Here is a 22,512-nt window from a genome sequence, read left to right as displayed (position 1 = left end):
TTTTGTTATTTCTGCTTGACTGATTGCACAGTATCCCCTAAGGAAGTCATAAGCTTCAAGAGCTGATGAAGCCAATCATCCTCAGTCATTTTTGGCTGGATCACTAATCGAACACTCAATAGTTGATCCTGTTCACCTAAAGTGGCTTTAAATTTTGTGTTAGCAAGGGCCTTAATAATATCGCGGGCCGTTAATCGCTGACTACCTGTCATGGTCCAAGTAATTGTAATTTGATCCCGTTGCCGTTTGATTTCTTTGACTAAGCCTAAGTCAGCATGCAGTTTCAACTGGCTAATTAACAGTAAATTACCCACTGCCCGCGGGTACTCGCCAAAGCGATCAATCAAATCACCCTGAATATCGAGCAATTCATCATCGCTCGCAGCACTATGAATCGTCTTATACAATTCAATTTTTTGTCGCTGGTCATTAACGTAGTCATCCGGCAAGTATGCTTCAACACCGAGTTCAACTTCTGTATCGGACTTAGTTTGTTTATGCTTACCCTGTTTTTCCGCAACGGCTTCAGAAAGCATGGAGGAATATAAGTCGTACCCTACAGAATTAATAAAGCCATGCTGCTGTTTGCCTAGCAGATTACCCGCACCACGGATTGACAAGTCGCGCATTGCAATTTTGAACCCAGAGCCTAATTCGGTAAAGTCACGAATTGCTGCTAGCCGTTTTTCACCGAGTTCGGTTAGTACTTTATTGGGCTGATACATGAAGTAAGCATATGCAATCCGATTGCTCCGGCCTATCCGTCCCCGGATTTGGTACAACTGTGAAAGTCCCATCCGGTCGGCATTTTCAACGAATAGAGTGTTAACGTTCGGAATGTCAACTCCGGTTTCAATGATCGAAGTAGTAACGAGAACATCGTAGTCCCCCTGAATGAACTCATAAAGAACCGTTTCGAGCTCATTTTCACTCATTTGACCATTGATGAACCCAATTCGGGCTTCAGGAACAAGCTGTTGCAATTTGGCAACCGTCTCTTCGATATCTGAAACTCGGTTGTGCAAGTAATAAATCTGCCCACCCCGTTGCATTTCACGGATAATTCCATCACGGATTGCCCCACTGTTTTGTTCCATCACGTAAGTCTGAATAGGGTACCGCCCAGCAGGAGGAGTTTCCAATACAGAGAGATCCCGCACACCCAGCATGGACATATGGAGAGTCCGCGGAATGGGAGTCGCTGTCAAGGTCAATACATCCACGTTGCTTTTAAGTTGTTTCAGTTTCTCTTTATGTTTTACCCCAAAGCGTTGCTCTTCATCGACAATCAGGAGACCAAGGTCTTTAAAATGGACATCCTTAGATAAAATCCGGTGGGTCCCAACAACCACGTCAATTGAGCCATCTGCTAATCCGGCATCAGTTTCCTTCAATTGCTTAGGAGTCCTGAAGCGCGACATCAGAGCAATCTCAATTGGGAAGCCTTCAAAGCGTTTCTTCATTGTGTCATAGTGTTGTTGAGCTAACACCGTCGTAGGAACAAGAAAGGCTACCTGTTTACCACCCTCGACAGCCTTAAAGATGGCACGCAATGCCACTTCAGTTTTACCGTAGCCAACATCCCCGACCAATAGTCGGTCCATAGGCTTATCCTTCTCCATATCAGCCTTAACTTCTTTAATGCTCCGCAACTGGTCCCGGGTTTCTGTATACGGGAAGTTCGCATCAAACTGTTCTTGCAAGTAGTCGTCATGAGGAAAGGCAAAACCCTTTTCCGTTTCCCGCTTGGCATACAGGTCAACTAACTCATCAGCGATATCTTCAACTTTCGAAGCAACTCGTCTTTTAGTTTTGGCCCACTCATTGCCACCCAGACGATTAATATGTGGAGTCTTCGATTCTGAAGAAACATACTTTTGAACCAAATTAAGCTGAGTAACTGGCACAAAGATCTGGGCATTATTGCGGTAGTTGATGACCATGTAATCTTGATGGACACCATCAACTTTCATCGTTCGAATGCCACTAAAAATTCCAATCCCATGATTAACGTGAACAACATAGTCGCCAGGCTTAAGATCCGTATACGACTTCAAGCGTTCTGCATTGGCAAGTTTCTGGGGACGGATTCTTCTTTTCTTAACCTGCTTAAACATCTCACCCTCAGTGATGATTACTAAGCCAGTCACCGGCAGTTCAAAACCGGTTGCTAAATTAGTGGGAACCAGTTGAACAACATTCTGTTGCAAACTATCAATCGTGGTTGCCGTTACCTGGATACCAAAGTCAGCCATCGTTTGCGCAATTGAATCCCGGCGCTGTTTACTATCAGCCATGAGGAGAACCGTGCGTCCCTGGTCAATCCAACGTTGCATCTCGGTTTTTAGTAATGGCATCTGGCCAAAGAACCGTTGCATCGTCCGCGTTGTCAATTCGGTCATCGCCGCAAAGCGAACTTGGCCCATTCCCTTTTTGAACAGGGCCCAGAACTCATGGGCATGTGAATCGTTCTTCACCAGCTTGTCAATGTCATGACTCAAATGTGGAATGGTCAATAGCTGGTGATGGTCAACCTGGTCATGAAGCCAGCCATGATCTTCCTTTGTCATTTGGTCCGTTGTTTGCTTAATCCGTGTCCAGTCATCAAGGTATAGTATCCCGTTTGCTGGTAAGTAATCAAGCAATGATGATGCTTGGGGGTAAACCATATCGGTGTATTCAAGCATTGCATTCGGCAGCTGGTGTTGACTAAGGTCCGTTAACAACGGTTGGTAGCGATGATCAAGCTGTTCCTTTTCATCATCACTCGTTACTGCTGATTGCAACTGGTGATAATAATTAGTCATCTGTTCTGTGAGTCGATTAAACTCAGTCGTTGGCAGGATAAAGTCAGTTGCCGGCAAGATACTAACTGCTTGGACATTTTTCAAGCTTCGTTGAGTGCTAGCGTCAAAGTAACGAAGGGAATCAATTTCGGTGTCAAAGAGGTCAATCCGGACCGGGTCATCGGTATTTAAAGCATAAACATCAATGATCGATCCTCGAATTGCAAAATCGCCCGGCCGTAAAACCATTTTTTGCCGCCGGTACCCCATTGAACTCAGCTGGTCAGCTGCGGTTTCCGGATCACACTCACCACCAACTGTTAAATCCAGCATCGCTTGCTGGAAGTGTTCTGGTGAGAGTAACGGCCGCCGTAACCCAGCAGTCGAAGCCACTACAATCACCGGCTGTTTCGATTGAAGAGCATGAAGGGCTAAAACGCGTTGCAACCGATAATTGGGCGAACTAGTGGCCATTTCAGCAGCTAAAACTTCTTCCACTGGAAACTGATAAACAGTGCCCTCTGGCAGTAAGTTTTCTAAATCAGTTGCCACTTCTTGTAAGTGAAAGAGGCTATCGGTAATCACTAACTGTGGTCGTTGTTCATGCCGTTGAACCGCCGTTAATAGCAGTGTCTTCGCTGACCCGGAAATACCAGTTACCAATTGATTCTGACGTGGTGTTGCTGCCCGTTGAATTTGCTGGTACTCCTTAGTTCGGGTTAAAAAGTCAACTAAGTGCATTGATTCTCCTCCTTTCGACAAATTTGGCAACGATTAATTATAGTCGTTCATTAGCTTGGCAAAATCTTCACCTTTGATCCAATCTTCTAAAGCGTGTTCAGCAGTTTCAACTGCATCGTCAAAGACTGGCCGTTCCTCGGCAGTAAATTTACCAAGGACATGACTAACAACGGTCCCATGCTTTGGATGGTCAATTCCGACTTTGATCCGGTTGAATTTATTGGTTCCGAGTGCATGAATAATACTCTTTAAACCATTGTGACCACCAGACGCACCATGGGTCTTAAGACGAACTTTGCCGACTGGCATGTCTAGGTCATCATTAACCACTACGAGATCTTCCAAAGATAAGTTGTAATAATCAACCAGGGGACCCACTGCCCGACCAGAATCATTCATAAAAGTCGTGGGCTTGACCAGCATCACCTTTTGTCCATCAATAACGCCTGATACCGCAACCGCTTCCTGCTTTAAATGCGTAAATGCTCCTAAGTGATAATCACGGGCTAGTTGATCAACAACCATAAAGCCAGTATTATGCCGCGTTTCATCATAACGGGTACCAATATTACCCAGTCCAACAATCATCTTCATTATGCTGATTTCCTTTCTATTTATACATGCGAAAAGGCCGCACGGGAAATAATCCCGTCCAGCTCAACGATGCTCTTATTATAACCTAGCCCTCTTAAAAACTGAACTAAAGTGCCCCTTTCGGTAGGCGACGACCATTACTGGGACAACTGTTTTTCTAATCCATTTCTCATTATTATCGCAGAATTGTGTTATGATAATGGATGCAATAAATCACGTTAATTAAGTAAAGGAAGCTCACCATGATTTTCTCATCACTTATTAAAAAGAAAGAAGAATTAACTACTCTTCCAGAAACCGCGACTCTTCAAGAAGCATTAACTGTTTTAGAAAACACCGGCTACCGTTGTGTCCCTGTGCTCGATAAAAGCGGCCACATATTCCGGGGCAACATTTATAAAATGCATATCTATCGTCATAAGTCTCGTAACGGAGATATGTCCTTACCTGTAACGGCCTTACTAAAGAATTCCACGAAATTTGTTTCCATTAAAGATTCATTTTTCTCAGTGTTCTTCTCCATCCGGGACTTACCATACATTGCTGTATTGGATGAGCACAATCAATTTTACGGAATCTTAACACACAACCGCTTATTACGGATGCTAGCGGCTGGTTGGAACGTGAATAATGGCAGTTACGTTCTAACTGTTGTTGCGAAGGATGAACGGGGTGCATTAATGAACGCTGCCAAAGAAATTACCCGTTTCTGTCAGATCGTCAATGTCATTTCATTAGACCCAGATCATTCTTCAATGAAGCGAATTCTCTTTACTCTACCGACCGATGTTGACCATGAACGAATGGAAAAGATCGTTCGCCGACTAGAAAAGCGCGGGTTTGAAGTTCCCGAAATTGAAGACCTTCATCAAGGTTATTAAAAAAGCAAAGCTGGGAATTAACCTTCTCAAGGGCCTGGTGGGCTAACCTAGGACGACGAATGATGATGGAATCATCAGAATCGTTCATAGTTAGCCTCGAAGGCCCTGGTTAATTCCCGTAATTAGACTCGGTCAGTTCAAAACTATTAATAACAGCAGGAAGAGGATGGGAAAAAGCAACATGCTTTTTCTCATCCTCTTATTTTAAACTTATTTCATATATAAAGTGGTTTCTGCTGGCTTCGTCTTCGCAAGGAATTTACCATGACGAACATTAGCGATCACTTCAACGTGTTGGTTCAATGCATTATAGAAATCAGCGGCATTCAACAAGATAAAGTTGGCTGGCTTACCGGCCTCAATCCCGTACTGGTCACTAATATGTAATGTATTGGCACCATTATAAGTAACAAACTTATAAGCATCTTGCAGTTGATGGTAGCCCATCAAGTGCGCAATATAAACACCCATTGTGGTGGCATCCAGCATGTTGCCATTGCCCAGTGGGTTCCATGGGTCCTGCACGTCATCTTCACCGAAGGAAACGTTCATTCCCGCAGCCGTAAGTTCCTTAATCCGGGTCACACCACGCCGCTTTGGGTAAGAGTCAAACCGGCCACCCAAGTGAACGTTAACCAGCGGATTAGAAACAAAGTTAATATGACTCATCTTAAGGAGCCGGAATAGTTTATAAGTGTAGGCATCATTATAAGAGCCCATCGCGGTGGTATGACTGGCGGTTACCCGGTCCTTCATCCCCCGTTCCAATGCTTCAGTTGCTAATACTTCAAGGTTGCGTGAAGCAGGGTCATCAATTTCATCACAGTGAACATCGACTAAGCGGTCATATTGGTCAGCTAGTTTCATCAAGAAGTGAACAGATTGCCAACCATATTCAGTAGTGAATTCAAAGTGAGGGATTCCCCCCACTACGTCCAGTCCTTCCTTAACGGATTGTTCCATTAGTTCCCGACCGTGAGGATATGAAAGGATTCCTTCTTGGGGAAAGGCCACCAGTTGAAGGTCAATTTGATCCTTTAATTCTTCCCGCAGTTCCAAGAGTGCTTGGGCAGCAATCAGATGGGGATCAGTAACGTCAACGTGACTCCGAACATGCTGGATACCATGGGCAACCATATTCAAAATGGTCTTTTTAGCCCGCGTCTTAACATCCTTAATGGTGAGGTCTTGTTTCCGCTCACTCCAAATCCGGATGCCATCAAACAGGGTGCCACTTTCATTCCATTCAGGCTGGCCTGCAGTCAGTGTGGCGTCCAGGTGAACATGCGAATCAACAAATGGTGGCAACATTAAATGCTGGTGACCTTCAATTACTTTTTCACCATCATGGGGTGTAAGATTCTTGGCAATTTCAGTAAATTTGCCATCTTCAATCCGGACGTTAACCAAGTCTTTTTGATTATCAACGTGAACTTCTTTAATTAGCATTATGACTACTCCTTTGATCTACAAACCACATTAAGACGTAATAAACAACCGCACTCAGTACCATATCAACAAAGGTGGCACCGATCGTATTGGCAAATAATGGTAACTGGTGAACACCAACGAAGAAAGCTACTCCCAGGACAAAGACCAGGAAAGCCACCCAATTAATTCCACCGTGGTACCAGTACTTACCATGAGGAACACCAAGCTGTTCCAGGTCATATTGACGGTGAGCACGTAAGTAATAATCAGTACAGATAATCGCAATTGTTGGTCCCAACACCATCCCGACGTAATCCAAGAACTGTTCGAAGGTATCCAGGAAGGAACCAACAAACATTGGAATGAATGTCACGATAGTAGCTAACAACACGACAATCCACAGGGAGTATTTAAGGCGTAACTTAGTAAAGATATTTGATAATGCTGATCCTGCAGCTAACAGGTTCACCGCGTTGGCAGTCATCGAAGTTAGAATAATTACTAAGAGAGCCACAACACCAAGACCTAACTTGCTGGCAATCGTCGATGGGTCCGAATTATTAGCATCATAAACGCCACTCGTAATCGCGATACTAATCGTCGAAATTAATCCAATAAATGCGAACCAAACCACCCCTAGCAGGGCGCCACCGAATGGCGTCACAATTGCATTGTTCTTATTCGCAGTAAAACGGGTAAAGTCAGCACCAGCAGTGACCCAGGCAAGGTTGAAGGCCGCAACATAGTCAATTGCTGCACCAGTGGCCATCCGAGAATGAACTGGTACATGCCAATTAGCAATTTGACTCATTGACACCGTTCTAAAGACGGCGACAGATTCCCAAATTACAAAAATGAAGACCAGAATAATTCCGACCCGTTCAATCATTTGCACTGAACGTGAACCAGACGAGACACTAATGATGTGAAGAATACTCATGATAAGAATGCCGACAACGATTCCTTTATTACCGCCCGGTTGACCCCAAACTGGCCAGCCTAGTAGTTGGTGAAATAGTAAGCTCACTGACTGCGCGGCAATAAAAGTATTGGCTGCTGTCCACCCGATAAACTGAGTGATGTTAACTAACGATGGCAAATAAGAACCACGCTCACCAAACGAAGCCCGTGAAATTGCCATTGTTGAAACACCAGTCTGGTAACCAATGTACCCAATTAGGCTAAGAAAGACATACGATAATGCTGATGATAATACCAACACCTTCATTGCTAAACCAAAACCACAAGCTGCTAGTACACCGCCAACAAACCAAGTTCCGTTGTTAGCGTTGGCCCCAACCCAAGTAGCAAACATATCCCATCGTGTTGTTTTCCGACTTTTCATTGGAATACTCAAAATGGGTGTGTGGTGATTTGTCTTCACAATTATTCCTCCTCTACGAAAAACAGCCTGAAGTCCCGTTTGAGACTCCAGGCTGTTGGTCGCATGACAGGTTACCCACTCTGGGTATACTGGAATATTTGACGAAAGTCCTTCGTAGTCTCACAGGGCTACATTAAAAGCACTAATTAAATTGAGATTATTATATCAGGTTAATATCGAATGTCAACATTTATTTATCAACGTAAATACGTCGAACGCGTCGACTAATATTCGTCAAGATTTCGTAATTAATTGTTCCGGCATAGTCAGCAACGTCAGTCGCAGTAATTTCTTTGTCACCCGAACGGCCAAAGAGGACCACTGGTGTCCCAACTGGGTACTTTTGGGGAAGACGAACCATCATCTGATCCATACAGACCCGACCAGCAATTGGACAAATTTGACCATCCACAAGGACATGGAACCCCGTCATCCGACGTTCGTATCCATCTGCATAACCAACCGGCAACGTTGCTAGCCATTCATCTTCTTGAGCAGTATATGTTGCCCCATAGCTAACAGATTCACCAGCTCTTAACTGCTTAACAAAACTAATCGAAGTAATCAATGAACTAACCGGCTTAATCGGCAATGAGAGTGGTAATTCACGACCGGATGGGTTTAGGCCATACATTGAAATTCCCATTCTAACAGTGTTCGCCGTAATGGTGTCCTGATGCCACAAACCAGTAGCAGAATTAGCCATATGGACATATGGCGGCTTGACCTTCAAGCTATCAATCATCTTGTTCCAACGAGCAACTTGTTTTTGAAAGTATGTATGGTCCTCACTGTCAGCCGTAGCAAAATGCGTAAAAATCCCCTCAAATTCAAACTCAGGCTGTTTTAAAAGCTCAACCGCTTGGTGCAATTGGTCAACCGAGGTAAAGCCGATCCGCCCCATCCCCGTATCTAATCCCAGGTGTACTTTCAATGGCACTGTCCAGTTGTTAACTTGTGCCAAATGGTGATACTGCTGCAACCAGTCAAGATCACCAACCGTTAATGAAATATTATTCTCGGCAGCAACATGAGCATATTCCACGGGGGTAATCCCTAATACCAAAATTAGGGACGTTACTCCTTGATCACGTAACTCAAGGCCCTCATCTAAGATGGCAACACAGGTACCCGTTGCACCAGCCCGTAACGCTGCCTGGGCAACCGGAACCAGACCATTGCCATAAGCATTGGCCTTCACGACTGCTAAAATCTTGCTGCCAGCTGGCAAAGCTGCTTTCTGGGCAATAATATTATTCTGTAAAGCATTCAAGTTTACCTTTAAATATGTTTTCCGAAGACGTCCACTAATCATTAATTTCCTGCTCACTTTCTAAAATGATTTCAGTCATAACAAGATTTCTTGTATGACTTACTGAGGCGAAGGCCCGTCCATTAAATGGTGACTTAGTGACAATTGGAGCTCCTAAGTGGTTATCCAACACTTCCACAGATTGGAAATTAACCGTCTTACCGATTCCCGTCCCCATTGCCTTGGCAAAAGATTCCTTCAATGACCAACGGCCAGCTAAATATTCGGCAGCTCGCTGGCCCTTAAATTGCTGATACTGCTTTTGCTCTTTGGCCGTCAACACATGCTGAACAAAGCGAGGATGTTTCTTGGCAGCTTCAGCAGTACGTTGAATCTCAGTAATATCAACACCTAATCCCGCAATCACAATTATCCACCTCGCCTTTCTTTTTAAAAAATAATCATATAACATTTGATCAGTCTCTGGCAATTATTATAATTTGTATATTTTAATGAAAAGTAAATTGATTTATCTTCCTATTGTCCTTAAAATAGGCATGTTACATTATTTAATGTTATATAAAACAAATCGGTGAATTTATCGTCACTTTTTAACCGACAGTGGTAAAATTCTAGATGGCATTTCATAATTCGCCGGAAGGAGGTTCAAGCGGGTTTTTATGATTAAAGCGATTAAGAATCATCCGGTTGCCGGATTTATTGTAAAAACTATTTTCTACTTTCTTGTAATGCTTCTTCTAATCTACCTGTATGGATACTATGGTGCAGGTCAAGAACCATTTATCTATAACGAATTCTAATTCGGAGGAGAATATGATTAAAAATATTATTACGGCCTTGAATGAATCCGCTAAAGAGAATTCAAGCCGCATTGCATATGATGAGATGGGGACAACCCATACTTATCAAGAATTACTTGATCAATCAAACACTCTTGCTGCTTGGCTTGACCAGCAAGACTTACCAGCTAAATCACCAATTTTGGTATTTGGTGACCACCAGTTTGAAATGATCGTTTCGTTTGTCGGTATTCTAAAGACTGGTCATCCATATATTCCAGTTTCATCTGATTCTGCATTGCCACGAATGCAATCAATCTTAGATACTGCTCAACCATCTTTGATTATTGGCGTAGATGACTTTCCAGCTGATCAACTTAAGTTCAATGCTAATGTACTTAAACGGGATCAACTAGACAAGATCTTGGCTGATATTCATGACTTTACTGGTGATCAAATGGTTAAGGAGCATGATTTAGCATATGTCCTCTTTACTTCAGGGACAACCGGTTCGCCAAAGGGTGTCGAAGTTACCCAAGATAATTTCCGGACCTTTGTTGACTGGATGCTGAGTGATGATTTCAAACTACCTCACCACGTTAACTTCTTAGGGCAGCCACCTTATTCGTTTGATTTATCAAACATGTACTGGCTTCCTGCCTTACTAAGCGGCAGTACTATCAAGGCCATTCCACACGCCGTCGTTGAAAACTTTGGCCAACTCTTTACTGCTTTGCCAAAGTTAGACTTAAACGTCTTTGTCGGAACGCCGTCGTTTGCTGACATGCTGACTTTAAGTCCAGCATTTAATGAACAGCAAATGCCCGGCCTGCAAGTCTTCCTCTTCTGTGGGGAAGAGTTAACTGTGCGGACGGCTAAAACTCTTCAGCAACGTTTCCCACACGCACGTATCTTTAACACTTACGGTCCAACTGAAACGACTGTGGCCGTTACGCAAGTTGAAATTACACCAGAAATTGTTGCTAATAATGACCGTCTCCCGGTTGGTTATGCTAAACAGGGTGTTACCCTTTCTATTTGGAATGGTGATCAACAAATCACTGAACCAGGTAAGCAGGGCGAAATTATCATCGCTGGTGACAGTGTTGCCAATGGTTATATGAATAATCCCGAAAAGACTAAGAAAGCTTTCTTTGAATTAGATGGTCAACCAGCTTACCGGACGGGAGATGCAGGAATTCTTGATGCAGATGGTCTCCTCCATCACAAAGGCCGGATGGACTTCCAAATCAAGATTCATGGTTTCCGAGTTGAACTAGCTGAAGTGCGCACGAGTCTGGAAAAGAGCAAGTACATCAAGCAAGCTGTGGCAGTGCCAAAGTATAACGCTAACCATCAAGTCAGTCACTTGATTGCTTACGTTATTCCAGCTGACAATGACTTCAGCGATGATAAAAAATTGACGGCCGCAATCCGGGAAGACCTGAAAGGACTCATCATGCCATACATGATGCCAACCCAGTTCATTTATCGGGATTCATTTCCAATGTCTGCCAACGGTAAAATTGCGGTTAAACAATTAATTAGTGAGGCCAACAAATAATGATTAATTGGATCGCTAGTTTACCTAATTTCACTGCTTATGGCACCCCAATTTACTTTGTCTACCTCTTACTGGCAATCTTGCCCCTGAGTATTGGGTTATACTTTGGCAAGCGGTTTGCTTGGTATGAAGCATTAGTTAGCTTCATCTTCATCTTCCTGATGTTTGATGGTGCTAGTTGGCAACAATTAATTTCACTGATTGTTTACGTAATTTACCAAACAATCATCGTCATGGGTTACCACCATTACCGACAAAGTAATAATTCTTCATTAATCTTTTACCTTACTTGCGCGGTATCAATTCTCCCAATTGTCATCGTTAAGCTTTCGCCAGCAATGGTTGGCCACAACTCGTTACTTGGCTTTCTCGGGATTTCTTACCTGACTTTCCGAGCGGTAGGGACAGTTATTGAAACACGTGATGGCATGGTTAAACAAATTAGTCCATGGTCGTTCATCCGGTTCATGGTCTTCATGCCGACCATCACCTCTGGGCCAATCGATCGTTACCGGCGGTTTGAAAAAGACTACCAGGCGGTTCCAGAAAGGACTGCCTACTTGAAACTAGTTAATACAGGAATTTATTACCTGTTTCTCGGTTTCTTATACAAGTTCATTATCGCCTACTTCTTCGGACAACGTTTCTACCCATACTTTGAAAAGGCTGCAATGGCCGATCCAAGTCCCCTTTCGTGGAACTTGTTAGGTGTCATGTACATGTATGGGATGTACCTCTTCTTTGACTTTGCGGGTTATTCCTTATTTGCCGTTGCAATTTCATACTTCATGGGTGTAAAGACCCCAATGAACTTTAAGCAACCATTCAAGTCCAAGAACATCAAGGAATTCTGGAACCGTTGGCACATCAGTTTGTCGTTCTGGTTCCGTGATTACATCTTCATGCGATTTGTTTTCATGGCTACCAAAAAGCGTTGGTTCAAGAACCGGAATGTTCTGTCATCAGTTGCTTACATGCTTAACATGATGCTGATGGGTTTCTGGCATGGTATTACTTGGTACTATATTCTCTATGGTTTCCTTCAAGGGTTAGGACTAGTCGTTAATGACTGGTGGCTTCGTTATAAGCGCAAGCATCTTAAGGGAATGCCTCACAATACATTTACCAAGTGGGTTGCTATTTTCGTTACTTTTAACTTTGTTATGTTCACATTCTTAATCTTTAGTGGTTTCCTAGATACGTACTTCTTCGGAAACACGCATTAATACCTATAGGAGGTTTTTATTATGAAGGAAGATATTATTAACATTTTAGCTGACGCAACTGGTCGGGACGCAAGTGACTTTGCTGATTCAAGCGAAGACTTATTCGCCGATGGTTTATTGGATTCCATGGCCACTGTTAGTGTGCTTTTAGCTTTACAAGACCAATTCTCCATTCAAGTTCCTGTTTCTGAATTTGACCGTAGTCAATGGAACACAGTTGATAAGATGGTTGAACGTGTAAAGGAGCTCCAAAATGACTAACCGCAAGCGACTGTGGTACACATTTGGCCCAGTCATTCTTGCCCTGGTTTTAATTCTCTTACTCTTCTCATTACCCGTTGGTGGCAAACATTCATCAACAACCGAAAAGCGGGCAGCGGTTTCTTTAAGCCCCGTCGTATTCAAAAACCAGTCGATTAAGCAACAGGCTTTCTCCGATAAAAGTACCAACTACGTACCTTACTTTGGTTCCAGTGAACTACGGCGGTTTGACCGTTTCCACCCTTCAATCATGGCTGCGCGTTACCATAACTTCACCCCATTCCTCATGGGTTCACGTGGTACCCAGTCTTTGCCACAGTTCTTTAACATCACCACGATGGAGGGTCAATTACGTGGCAAAAAGGCTGTTTATATCGTGTCACCACAATGGTTCGTTAAGCAGGGAATTATGCCAGCAGCCTTCAAATACTACAATGGTTCTTTAGCTAACTTAACCTGGTTAAAAAATGCCAATCCTCATTCCCCTTACGATCGATACGCGGCTAAACGGCTCGTTCAAATGTTAGGGAAAGAAGGAACGGTTTCTGGGTACGCTGCTAAGATTGCAAAGGGACAATCCTTAAACAGCTGGGAAAAAGGAATGATTAATTTCCGTTTATCCTTGCTTCAACATCAAGATGAATTGTTCTCCGATCTGCAAATTAATGATAATTACGATCGATTCATCAAACCCCAAGTTAAGAAATTGCCTGCTCATTATGACGCTAATAAGCTTCACAACGAAGCAATTGCAAATGGTCGTCACGAGGCTAACAATAACAGCTTCCACGTCAAGAACTCCTTCTATAACAAGAAGGTTAAGCCTGATCTGAAGAAGCTGCGGGGATCACAACGTAAGTTCAACTACAACCAGTCACCTGAATACGGTGATCTTCAAGTTGTTTTGAACCAGTTCAATAATAACCAGATGAACGTCATGTTTGTTATTCCACCGGTTAACAGCCGCTGGGAAAAGTACACGGGCCTAAATATGGACATGTACTACCAGACTGTTGACAAGATTAAGTTCCAACTGAAACAACAGGGCTTTACCAATGTTGTTGACCTGTCACATGATGGTTCCAAGCCATACTTCATGGAAGATACCATCCACATCGGTTGGGCTGGTTGGGTTAAGTTCGATCAAGCAACAAGCAACTTTATCGACCACCGTCAACCACAACCGCATTACCACCTTAGTCGTCAATTCCTAACTAAGAAGTGGGCTAACTTAATTCCAAGTCAACACAACCTGGAACACTTCAAACAAACAGAATTAGATAAATAATTAAAAGATCCATTCGGCAATTCTTGTCGAATGGATCTTTTTGATTATTCTGTTGTCCGGTGTCGGATGTTAAATGAATGGCGACTGGAATGGCTATTACCATGATTATCATGGTGGCGAGACCGTTCATTATTACGCCGCTGATGACCGTTCCGGTGTCTACGATTGTAATGATGACCATGACGATTATGATATCCACTATGCCGTCCTGAGTTACGGTGGCGTCGCGGCAGTGGCCGTTCTGGGGTAATCTTAACTGGAACCTCTGATGCTGCTTCCTTCGTCATGTCATTCAATAAAGCAGCGACCAAGTCAACTGCATTGTGGGACGCTAATAATTTTTCAGCTGCATCGTGGTAGCGCTTGGTAGAATCGGCAGCCATTAATTCGTCAATGTCATTAACTGCTGAAGCGACCTGCCCATTAAACGCTTCTTCAGCAGTGGGCGGCTTCAATGGCAGCATCCGCACGCGGGTCAGTTTTTCAATTTCATGCAGGTAGTCCATCTCATTGGGCGTAACAAATGTTAAGGAAACGCCATGATGCCCTGCTCGACCCGTTCTTCCAATCCGGTGAACATAGCTGTCAGGGTCCGAAGGAATATCATAGTTGTATACGTGCGTAACACCGGAAATATCCAACCCCCGGGCTGCAACATCCGTTGCTACTAATATGTCCAGTTGCCCCCGTTTGAAGCGTCGCATAATTTTAGAACGCTGGTCTTGACTTAAATCACCGTGAATTCCGGCGGCATTGTAACCACGAGCAATTAAGCCGCGCGATAATTCATCCACCCGCCGTTTTGTCCGACCGAAGACAATCGTCAAGTCAGGATCCTGAACATCAATTAACCGGGTCATGATATCAAACTTCTCGTAATCCTTGGCCCGTACATAGTACTGGTCAACTAAGTCCGTTGTTAATTCCTTAGCCTTGATCCGTACCATCGTCGGATCAGTCATAAATTTAACACCGATTTTCTTAATTTCTGGTGGCATAGTCGCCGAGAACAGCAATGTTTGACGGTCGGCTGGAGTCTGGTTGACGATGGCCTCAATATCATCGAGGAAGCCCATATTAAGCATTTCATCGGCTTCGTCTAATACTAAAGTTTGGATATCTTTCAACTTCACCGTATGCCGGCTCAAGTGATCTCGCAACCGTCCAGGAGTTCCAACGAGAATTTGGGGATGCTGTTTTAAGTTCCGGATTTGGCGCCGAATATCAGCCCCACCATAAACTACTTGTACCCGCACATGCTTATCTTTTCCTAAACGAAAAAGTTCTTCTTGTGTTTGAATAGCTAATTCACGTGTTGGTGAAATAACGAGGGCTTGAATTGCAGGATTATTATTATCGACGTGTTCAATAATTGGCAGGCCAAAAGCAGCCGTTTTCCCCGTACCTGTCTGTGCCTGGCCAATTACATCCTGGCCTTTAAGGACCATGGGAATCGTTTGTTCTTGAATGGGAGTAGCTTCTTCATAGCCACTGCGCTTAATTGCTTTTAATAGGCTATCTGATAAACCTAATTCACTGAATTTCAAATATTTTCCTCCTAAAAACACCAGCCGACTTAAAACAAGCACTGTTGGTCGGCTGGTAATTAAATCAACTTATTTATTTGTTAATGCCCGCAAAACTTCCTCAAGGTGAATACCGTGACTAGCTTTCAACAAGACCATGTCGTCAGCGGTCAATGCTCGCTGGAGGTCCGTTGTTAGTTGAGCTAAACCATCATCTGGATAATAATGGACATCCACTGCTGGATAACCATCCTGAATCAATTTATCTTGCAGGTACTTCATATTACTACCGATCAGGTAAACCTGCTGAATATGGTCATGATCGATATTAGCAGCTAGACTAGCGTGCAAACGCGGAGCAGCGTCTCCGAGTTCCAACATATCGCCTAACACTGCGATCCGGTGCCCGCTGGTTGGTGTTTCCGCAATCGTCTTTAAAACCTGGCGAGCAGCGGTTGGATTGGAGTTGTAAACATCAGACAAGATCTGTTCGCCATTACTCCCCTTAACCCACTCAGCACGATTTTCGGTTAACTCAACATCTTTTAACGCCTGTTTCATGTGTTGGGGACTAATATGCAACCGCTGGCCAACCGCAATTGCTGCCAATGCGTTATTAACATTATATTCACCGACCATCGGAATCGTGAAGTCCATGTCTGGCCACTGGTTAACCTTAAAGTCAATTGACCGCTCATGCAGGTGAACACTAGTAGCGTAGAAGTCATCATCAAGGTGACGACCAAAGGTAATCCGATCCTGAGCCAGGTCACGTGTTCTCTCCTGGAGTAATGGTTCATCACCATTGTAGACCAGGGCCCCATCTTCCTTGAGACCATGAACAATTTCCATCTTGGCGTCCGCAATCTTATCCCGGGTGCCGAAGAATTCAATATGGGCTTCGCCGATCATCGTAATTACAGCGATATCTGGAGAAACCAACCGACTTAAGAAGTCTAGTTGACCAAAACGGTCCATCCCCATTTCAACAACCACAACTTCAGTATTCGATTCCATGTTTAATAATGTCACGGGAACGCCAATTTCATTATTAAAGTTAGCGTGCGTCTTCGTTACATTCAGTTGCGTACTCAAAATAGAGGCCGTCATATCTTTAGTCGTGGTTTTACCATTGCTCCCCGTCACCGCAACCACGATCGGGTTAATCTTATGTAAATAATATTTACTGAGCTTTTGCAATGCCTTCAACGGATCAGCCACCACTAAAACTGGTTGATCAGGGTTCGTAGTGACATCATGGTCACTAGCCCACAAGGTTGCTGCTGCACCATTATCAAAGGCACTCTGAACAAACTGGTGACCGTCTTGTGCCCCTTGTAGTGGAACAAACAGTGCACCAGCTTCCAATTCACGACTGTCAAAGGCAACGCTGGTTATTTCCACGTCTTGCCACTGACTTATTTCATTTTGAACGCCGATTGCTGAAGCAATTTCGGCTAATTTCATCTTCATGAAAGAGCTCCCTCTTATTTCCAATCTTTAGTCTAGCTTTTTAATTATATCATCATCTCCATTTAAAGGCGATAATATCGGCATAAAAAAGGCCTGATCGCTGTTTCAACGATCAGGCTATCCGTATGATTTACATTTTTTTGAGGCGGGCAATCCGCTGGTCTAGTGGCGGATGAGTGTCAAAGAGGTGGGCAAACGGGTGATGCTTGGCATTGAGCTCTGGATCACTAATGTACAAAGCTGAGCTGCTTGGTGCCACCTTCGCCATTGGGTCAGCAGACTTCAACTTCGTCAGCGCAGAAATCAGGCCCTGGGGATTACGTGTTAATTCAACAGAACCAGCATCCGCCAGGTACTCCCGATTCCTGGACAGGGCCATCTGGGCAATTGAGGCCGCCAGTGGCGCCAGGATAATTAAGAGAATTGATCCCACGATGGCAAAGATACCAGATGGACTGTCATCGTTATCTGAGCGACGGCCACCAAACCACCAGAAGTTCCCGGCAAAGTTTACCAATGCCGCAATGGCTGCTGATAAAGCGAGCGCAATTGTCTGCAAACGAATATCATAGTTTTTGACGTGACTCATCTCATGCCCCATTACCCCTTCTAATTCTTCCCGATTCATCATTTGCAACAGACCACTTGTTGCGGCTACTGCAGCGTGTTCAGGGTTATTGCCCGTAGCAAATGCATTGGGGCTAGGATCATCAATGATAAACACGCGGGGCATCGGCACTTGAGCAACCATGGCCATGTCTTCAACAACGTGCCACAATTCCGGTGCTTCACTAGCAGAATGAATTTCATGAGCATTATTCATGTTCATGACCACTTCCGTTGACTGGCCAATCATCACTGACATATAAATAACGGCCACAATCGCCGCAATAATAATGCCACCTACTGTTGTGCCTGCAAACAAATAACCAATTGCTGCGCCAATTACTGCTACCAGGATAAAGAATCCCGCCATTACCAAAATAGTTTTGCGTTTATTTCGCGCAATTTGCTGATATAACATGTTAGACCTCGTTAATCATCAAATGAAACTTTCGGGACCTGCTTACTTTCCTTTGGTACTTGTAAGTAATCCATTTGGGTGAAGTGTTGTAAGTGCGCAACAATATTAGTGGGAAAAGATTGAATGCGGGCATTTAATGCAGCTACAGTACTGTTATATAGTTGCCGCGAGTAGGCTATCTTGTTTTCTGTATTGCTTAATTCTTCCATGAGTTGTTGATATTCGGTACTTGCCTTTAAGTCTGGGTAGTTTTCCGCCACTGCATAAATTGACCGCAAACTGGATGATAATTGGTTGGAAACTTCCATCAGCTTCGCATGGTCCCCTTCAGGAATATCAACCATTTGCTGTCGCAACTTAGTTACCTTTTCCAGCGTACTGGCTTCGTACTTACTGTAACCCTTTACGGTTGATAGTAAATTGGGAATCAGATCATTCCGCCGTTGCAGTTGAACATCAATTTGACTCCATGATTCTTGCGCGTGGGTTCGCAATTGCACTAAACCGTTGTACATTACTGCATAAGCGATTACTAACAGTACAATCACTGCCACTATGATAATAGTTGTCATCATAACTCTTTCCTCCTTAAGATTTCCCTCTATTGTAGCAAATCTGTAATCGACAACGCGATTACTTGGTTTTTCTTTAGCAAATTCTAATGATTATGCCTATGATAGAATTGAAGAATAAAGTGAGGTGTCATTTATGAAAATAATTTTCGTTTGTCTTGGCAATATCTGCCGCTCCCCAATGGCTGAAGTCATGTTTCGCCACATGGTCCAGCAAGCGGGATTAAGTAATAAAATTCAAATTGATTCTGCCGCAACCAGTAGCGAAGAGGAAGGCAATCCACCTCATCCAGGAGCTCAGAAGACAATGCGGCACCATGGCCTCGATCCGACCGGCTTGGTATCGCGGCCAATTACAACAGCTGATTTCCACTCCGCAGATTATATCATTTGCATGGACCGGATGAATGAGGAAAACCTTCTGCGGATGGCACCACCACAGGACCGCCATAAAATTCATCGCGCATATGAAATCATCCCCGGTAAAGAGGATAGTGTCATCCCCGACCCTTGGTACACGCATCGGTTTGAAGACACTTATCACAGCCTAGCGGAAGTGCTGCCAGAATGGTTAAATAAATTTCAAAAAGAACTCCAATAGGTAACAGTTGAAAATGCTACAACACAGTACATAAAGAAGGCTCTAGTGTTCGGAAAATCCAAACACTAGAGCCCTCTTATGTTTACAGGGAACGACAAGCTGTTCTGTCTCATTCCTTTACTTTATGACTTACGGCCAGTCGTATATTTGTTAGAGAAGTTATGCTGAACTTGTTGCGGAGCCTGTTTAAATGGCATCGACTTAACAAACTTTCCCCGGATCATGAGTCGATTAGCACCAGTAGCATCACAGGTAACTAAGGTGATAATTTTTTGTGGAGTATTTTGAACAACGTCGACCCGCGTCGCTGCAATAAACTTGCGCTCCGTAATTTGGTATTCATAGACACGGTTTAAATCAGTAATGTAAACCTTTTGCCCCACCTTAGCGTGATAATACAATGGCGAGAATAAGATCTTGCTACCATGGGCCATATTATGCCCAGCTAATGCGTAGTTTCCTTGCCCCATTTTCATGTCTGGCCGGAAGGTTCCCGCTGCCAAAGCAAGTGTGGTGTTGTCGACCCCCTTACCAATTGGCAAGGTCATGTCAATAGCCGGAACAGTAATTTCACCAATAATATTAATCGGTTGCCGTTTGGCCCGGGCTCGCGCCACTGTCTGGAGGCTCAGGTCCTGAGCATTGCTAAAATCATAATTAGCAGCTTTAGTATTGTTCTTTTTAATCTCTTGACGTGAGATCTGTGGACGGTAGCTTCCCGCTAGATGGTATTTAATCTGCTGGTTAAAAATCAGTACTACGGACAGCAGTAGTAATATAACCACCGCAGTCCAGCGCAACCAACTACGAGACTGCCGCTTTTTAGGCTCTTTCAAGGTTTGCCACTCCTTCGTTGAATATTTACATGTGTCTAGTATAGCGATATAACTTACTTTTGTATAGTATTTTTAGCTTACTGTTCACCCTTCTTAACTGGAACGGGGGCACTCTTATTATCCAATAAATATTGCTCAATAATACGCACAATTTCCTTATTTTGGGGAAGATCTGAATGCTGGGCATCATCACCAGTAACCGTCATCGTCGTATAGTGCTTAACTTGTTTCTGATAAATGTACTTACCGGCTTGAACACTTTCTTCCGGAACTAGACCATCAGAATCATAACTTTCGGTTCCTGCAACGGAGATGACGCTTAATGACGAAGGAATCTTTTTCTTATTTTTTTCTAAATCCAAAAACATTTGGGTCGGTGATTGAATTGACTTTTCAGCAAAGTTGAATGGAGTTCCCAAAGTCATTAACCGTTTCACGGTAATCGAATCAGAATATTGTGAATAATACTTTTCCAACCAGTAAGTCCAAACTAGGCCACCGTTGGAATGGCCAAAAGCCTTGAAGTTATTAAAGTGATACTGTTTAGTTAAACTTTCAAAAGCAATATTGAGCATTCGTGCTTGTTTCTTAATATTGTCATACCCATCATGATTATTTTTAAAACCGATTACAATAATGGGCTCACGATCACCACGATGGATATACCCGGTTGTCGATAATTTATCATTGTTGCCAACCTGAATTTTCATTAGGCTATGCTTTTTATCTGTATCTTTATTTAACAAATTGACTAACTGATTAAAGCGATTCTCAGTCGCCGAACTTCCTGGCACCATAATAACTGGTGACATTTTTGGCTTTCTTTGCTGAGCGAGGTAAGCATTGCTGGATCGCATCCACACAAAAGCAGGAGCAGCTAACAAAATCAACGCCAGGATAATTAATATTAGAATAAGACGACTCCGCTTACGGGGATTGAGTTCATCTAATTTAGGCATCAGAACCGACCTCCCTTAACCTGATATTGGGGCCACTTTTCCAAAAGACGAACAAACGGCAGATAGAGCCACACATCTAGGATAAACAAAGCAATCGTAAACATTAATACCCACCAATTACCATTTGTGGCGATGAATGAAATTAATGGTCCTGGTGTACCAACGAGTACCGGATAAGGGGTCGCTGGCAGGATATGAATAGTAATTGCGAGGGCCGCAATCAACATATTTAATGTCGGAATGAAAACTGCCGGCAAGAACAAGATTGGGTTCATCAATACTGGAATCCCCACCATCACACCAAAAGATGAATTAAAGAGGGTTGGAATCAGTGACCACCGAGCGATTCGGTGATAGTCGCGCCGACGGCCAACAATCAAAATAGCCACTAATAAAGCGAGCAACGCACCGTGGCCACCAAAATTAGCAAAAGAATTATAAAGTGACCCACCTAGTAAGGGATGGGGGACATTCCAGCAACTATTATGTTGTAAGGCATAATTTAAGTTCTCTTCAAAGCTTAACCCCGACATCATTACATTAGCACTATTAGCTGTCCCTAATCCCAACCAGTCTACAACGGCCATTAATAGTTTGGTTAAGACAACTAACCACAACTGGTTATCATTCTCACCGACATTAATAAGCGTACTGTAACCAGAGCGCAACCAAGCATTGAGAACGCTAAAGTTCAGTAAGAAGGAAATGACGACAGCAGATACCACCGCAATGATCACTGGCCAAATTGCCAATAATGAACGATCATAAATGGAAATAAAGGTGTGATTATCTGAATAATTTCGTTCCTTTGCCAACCAGCGGTACAACTGACCAACTCCATAACCGATGACAAAGGCAAGTAAAACACTTTGACTGCCTAATAGTTTCCAATTGAAATTACTAATTCCCTTTACCATTGAAAATTTATCATAACGAAATGCCACTAGTAGTAAGGCAATAATTCCAGTCATACCAGCCGTTTGCGCATCGCGATGGTACAACCGGGCAGTGTATTTAGCGGCTTCATAAACTACTAACAAGCCAAAAAGACTTAATGTCACCTGATTAATTGCAAACAACGCTGCTTGACACGCTTTAAATATCCAATCAGGCATCCACTCGCTAAAATAGAAGATATTGGCAAAAAAGCCATCTTCTGAAAACATGGTTTTAAGGATCATTTGCGCGATCGAACCTACTAATGCAAATGGAAACAATGCTAACAAAGTGTCATGAACAATAGAAATGAATGAACTATGAGTTAGCCACTGCAGGAACTGATAACCTCGTCGTTTCATAAAAACACCGCCAAT

The 22,512-nt window shown here is 43.4% G+C and carries 20 protein-coding genes; 7 read left to right on the top strand and 13 right to left on the bottom strand.

The features are described 5' to 3' along the window. Positions 1-5 precede the first annotated feature (5 nt). Together mfd and pth are read right to left on the bottom strand one after the other, a co-directional pair. Positions 6-3,527, bottom strand: a complete 3,522-nt coding sequence (mfd, locus tag FD27_RS00400) for a transcription-repair coupling factor (protein ID WP_057747796.1) — start codon at positions 3,525-3,527, stop codon at positions 6-8. Between the two features lie 33 nt (positions 3,528-3,560). Beyond that, positions 3,561-4,121: an aminoacyl-tRNA hydrolase gene (gene pth, locus FD27_RS00395; protein ID WP_057747793.1), complete on the bottom strand. Its 561-nt coding sequence runs from the start codon at positions 4,119-4,121 to the stop codon at positions 3,561-3,563. A 242-nt stretch (positions 4,122-4,363) separates the two neighbouring features. On the opposite strand from pth, the gene cbpA reads away from it, so the two are divergent. Beyond that, complete coding sequence (gene cbpA, locus FD27_RS00390; protein ID WP_057747790.1) at positions 4,364-5,002, top strand: cyclic di-AMP binding protein CbpA; 639 nt, start codon at positions 4,364-4,366, stop codon at positions 5,000-5,002. Between the two features lie 210 nt (positions 5,003-5,212). On the opposite strand, the gene codA is transcribed toward cbpA, so the two are convergent. The 4 genes from codA to acpS form a co-directional block, all read right to left on the bottom strand. Continuing rightward, positions 5,213-6,451: a cytosine deaminase gene (gene codA, locus FD27_RS00385; protein ID WP_057747787.1), complete on the bottom strand. Its 1,239-nt coding sequence runs from the start codon at positions 6,449-6,451 to the stop codon at positions 5,213-5,215. Next, on the bottom strand, positions 6,441-7,778 hold the full coding sequence (locus FD27_RS00380; protein ID WP_057747837.1) for a cytosine permease: 1,338 nt from the start codon (positions 7,776-7,778) through the stop codon (positions 6,441-6,443). The genes codA and FD27_RS00380 overlap by 11 nt, the downstream gene beginning before the upstream one ends. Positions 7,779-8,007: 229 nt before the next feature. Next, positions 8,008-9,132, bottom strand: coding sequence for an alanine racemase (gene alr, locus FD27_RS00375; protein ID WP_057747784.1), 1,125 nt, complete (start codon positions 9,130-9,132; stop codon positions 8,008-8,010). Then, the gene (gene acpS, locus FD27_RS00370) at positions 9,125-9,496 is read right to left on the bottom strand and encodes a holo-ACP synthase (RefSeq protein WP_057747781.1); all 372 of its coding nucleotides are present in this window, start codon (positions 9,494-9,496) and stop codon (positions 9,125-9,127) included. Before acpS ends, alr begins: the two co-directional genes overlap by 8 nt. Positions 9,497-9,749: 253 nt before the next feature. On the opposite strand from acpS, the gene FD27_RS00365 reads away from it, so the two are divergent. The 5 genes from FD27_RS00365 to dltD are packed head-to-tail and all read left to right on the top strand — an operon-like array spanning position 9,750 to position 14,208. Beyond that, positions 9,750-9,890: a teichoic acid D-Ala incorporation-associated protein DltX gene (locus FD27_RS00365; protein ID WP_057747778.1), complete on the top strand. Its 141-nt coding sequence runs from the start codon at positions 9,750-9,752 to the stop codon at positions 9,888-9,890. Between the two features lie 13 nt (positions 9,891-9,903). Further along, positions 9,904-11,433 (top strand): D-alanine--poly(phosphoribitol) ligase subunit DltA, encoded by a 1,530-nt coding sequence (dltA, locus tag FD27_RS00360; RefSeq protein WP_057747775.1) that lies wholly within the window; start codon positions 9,904-9,906, stop codon positions 11,431-11,433. After that, positions 11,433-12,659 (top strand): D-alanyl-lipoteichoic acid biosynthesis protein DltB, encoded by a 1,227-nt coding sequence (dltB, locus tag FD27_RS00355; protein WP_057747772.1) that lies wholly within the window; start codon positions 11,433-11,435, stop codon positions 12,657-12,659. Before dltA ends, dltB begins: the two co-directional genes overlap by 1 nt. Before the next feature lie 21 nt (positions 12,660-12,680). Further along, positions 12,681-12,920: a D-alanine--poly(phosphoribitol) ligase subunit DltC gene (dltC, locus tag FD27_RS00350; RefSeq protein WP_057747768.1), complete on the top strand. Its 240-nt coding sequence runs from the start codon at positions 12,681-12,683 to the stop codon at positions 12,918-12,920. Beyond that, positions 12,913-14,208: a D-alanyl-lipoteichoic acid biosynthesis protein DltD gene (dltD, locus tag FD27_RS00345; RefSeq protein WP_057747765.1), complete on the top strand. Its 1,296-nt coding sequence runs from the start codon at positions 12,913-12,915 to the stop codon at positions 14,206-14,208. Before dltC ends, dltD begins: the two co-directional genes overlap by 8 nt. Positions 14,209-14,252: 44 nt before the next feature. Here the strand turns inward: dltD and cshA are convergent, their stop codons facing one another. From cshA to FD27_RS00325, 4 genes are all read right to left on the bottom strand, one after another. Next, on the bottom strand, positions 14,253-15,755 hold the full coding sequence (cshA, locus tag FD27_RS00340; protein WP_057747761.1) for a degradosome RNA helicase CshA: 1,503 nt from the start codon (positions 15,753-15,755) through the stop codon (positions 14,253-14,255). A 69-nt stretch (positions 15,756-15,824) separates the two neighbouring features. After that, on the bottom strand, positions 15,825-17,207 hold the full coding sequence (locus FD27_RS00335; RefSeq protein WP_057747758.1) for a UDP-N-acetylmuramoyl-tripeptide--D-alanyl-D-alanine ligase: 1,383 nt from the start codon (positions 17,205-17,207) through the stop codon (positions 15,825-15,827). Positions 17,208-17,337: 130 nt separating this feature from the next. Beyond that, positions 17,338-18,231 carry a zinc metalloprotease HtpX gene (htpX, locus tag FD27_RS00330; protein ID WP_057747755.1) on the bottom strand — a complete coding sequence of 298 codons (894 nt, stop codon included), beginning with the start codon at positions 18,229-18,231 and terminating at the stop codon, positions 17,338-17,340. Positions 18,232-18,242: 11 nt separating this feature from the next. Next, on the bottom strand, positions 18,243-18,803 hold the full coding sequence (locus FD27_RS00325) for a LemA family protein (RefSeq protein ID WP_057747833.1): 561 nt from the start codon (positions 18,801-18,803) through the stop codon (positions 18,243-18,245). Between the two features lie 136 nt (positions 18,804-18,939). Here FD27_RS00325 and FD27_RS00320 point away from each other — a divergent pair, with 136 nt between their 5' ends. Next, positions 18,940-19,404 carry a low molecular weight protein-tyrosine-phosphatase gene (locus FD27_RS00320; protein WP_057747751.1) on the top strand — a complete coding sequence of 155 codons (465 nt, stop codon included), beginning with the start codon at positions 18,940-18,942 and terminating at the stop codon, positions 19,402-19,404. Between the two features lie 122 nt (positions 19,405-19,526). Here the strand turns inward: FD27_RS00320 and FD27_RS00315 are convergent, their stop codons facing one another. The 3 genes from FD27_RS00315 to FD27_RS00305 all read right to left on the bottom strand — a co-directional run bounded on the left by FD27_RS00315 (position 19,527) and on the right by FD27_RS00305 (position 22,497). Further along, positions 19,527-20,240, bottom strand: coding sequence for a class A sortase (locus FD27_RS00315; RefSeq protein ID WP_057747748.1), 714 nt, complete (start codon positions 20,238-20,240; stop codon positions 19,527-19,529). A 77-nt stretch (positions 20,241-20,317) separates the two neighbouring features. Then, on the bottom strand, positions 20,318-21,199 hold the full coding sequence (locus tag FD27_RS00310; RefSeq protein ID WP_057747744.1) for an alpha/beta hydrolase: 882 nt from the start codon (positions 21,197-21,199) through the stop codon (positions 20,318-20,320). Then, positions 21,199-22,497 carry a PTS transporter subunit EIIC gene (locus FD27_RS00305; protein ID WP_057747741.1) on the bottom strand — a complete coding sequence of 433 codons (1,299 nt, stop codon included), beginning with the start codon at positions 22,495-22,497 and terminating at the stop codon, positions 21,199-21,201. The genes FD27_RS00310 and FD27_RS00305 overlap by 1 nt, the downstream gene beginning before the upstream one ends. Positions 22,498-22,512 lie beyond the last annotated feature (15 nt).

This window comes from Limosilactobacillus frumenti DSM 13145, from assembly GCF_001436045.1.
Lineage (GTDB): Bacteria > Bacillota > Bacilli > Lactobacillales > Lactobacillaceae > Limosilactobacillus > Limosilactobacillus frumenti.
This window is presented reverse-complemented; position numbering and strand designations above follow the sequence as displayed.

What these genes read in the sequence shown, in the direction of transcription:
- mfd (WP_057747796.1), bottom strand. Translation starts at nt 3,527, where the DNA reads ATGCACTTAGTTGACTTTTTAACCCGAACTAAGGAGTACCAGCAAATT.
- pth (WP_057747793.1), bottom strand. Translation starts at nt 4,121, where the DNA reads ATGAAGATGATTGTTGGACTGGGTAATATTGGTACCCGTTATGATGAA.
- cbpA (WP_057747790.1), top strand. Translation starts at nt 4,364, where the DNA reads ATGATTTTCTCATCACTTATTAAAAAGAAAGAAGAATTAACTACTCTT.
- codA (WP_057747787.1), bottom strand. Translation starts at nt 6,451, where the DNA reads ATGCTAATTAAAGAAGTTCACGTTGATAATCAAAAAGACTTGGTTAAC.
- FD27_RS00380 (WP_057747837.1), bottom strand. Translation starts at nt 7,778, where the DNA reads ATGAAAAGTCGGAAAACAACACGATGGGATATGTTTGCTACTTGGGTT.
- alr (WP_057747784.1), bottom strand. Translation starts at nt 9,132, where the DNA reads ATGATTAGTGGACGTCTTCGGAAAACATATTTAAAGGTAAACTTGAAT.
- FD27_RS00365 (WP_057747778.1), top strand. Translation starts at nt 9,750, where the DNA reads ATGATTAAAGCGATTAAGAATCATCCGGTTGCCGGATTTATTGTAAAA.
- dltA (WP_057747775.1), top strand. Translation starts at nt 9,904, where the DNA reads ATGATTAAAAATATTATTACGGCCTTGAATGAATCCGCTAAAGAGAAT.
- dltB (WP_057747772.1), top strand. Translation starts at nt 11,433, where the DNA reads ATGATTAATTGGATCGCTAGTTTACCTAATTTCACTGCTTATGGCACC.
- dltC (WP_057747768.1), top strand. Translation starts at nt 12,681, where the DNA reads ATGAAGGAAGATATTATTAACATTTTAGCTGACGCAACTGGTCGGGAC.
- dltD (WP_057747765.1), top strand. Translation starts at nt 12,913, where the DNA reads ATGACTAACCGCAAGCGACTGTGGTACACATTTGGCCCAGTCATTCTT.
- FD27_RS00335 (WP_057747758.1), bottom strand. Translation starts at nt 17,207, where the DNA reads ATGAAGATGAAATTAGCCGAAATTGCTTCAGCAATCGGCGTTCAAAAT.
- htpX (WP_057747755.1), bottom strand. Translation starts at nt 18,231, where the DNA reads ATGTTATATCAGCAAATTGCGCGAAATAAACGCAAAACTATTTTGGTA.
- FD27_RS00325 (WP_057747833.1), bottom strand. Translation starts at nt 18,803, where the DNA reads ATGACAACTATTATCATAGTGGCAGTGATTGTACTGTTAGTAATCGCT.
- FD27_RS00320 (WP_057747751.1), top strand. Translation starts at nt 18,940, where the DNA reads ATGAAAATAATTTTCGTTTGTCTTGGCAATATCTGCCGCTCCCCAATG.
- FD27_RS00310 (WP_057747744.1), bottom strand. Translation starts at nt 21,199, where the DNA reads ATGCCTAAATTAGATGAACTCAATCCCCGTAAGCGGAGTCGTCTTATT.
- FD27_RS00305 (WP_057747741.1), bottom strand. Translation starts at nt 22,497, where the DNA reads ATGAAACGACGAGGTTATCAGTTCCTGCAGTGGCTAACTCATAGTTCA.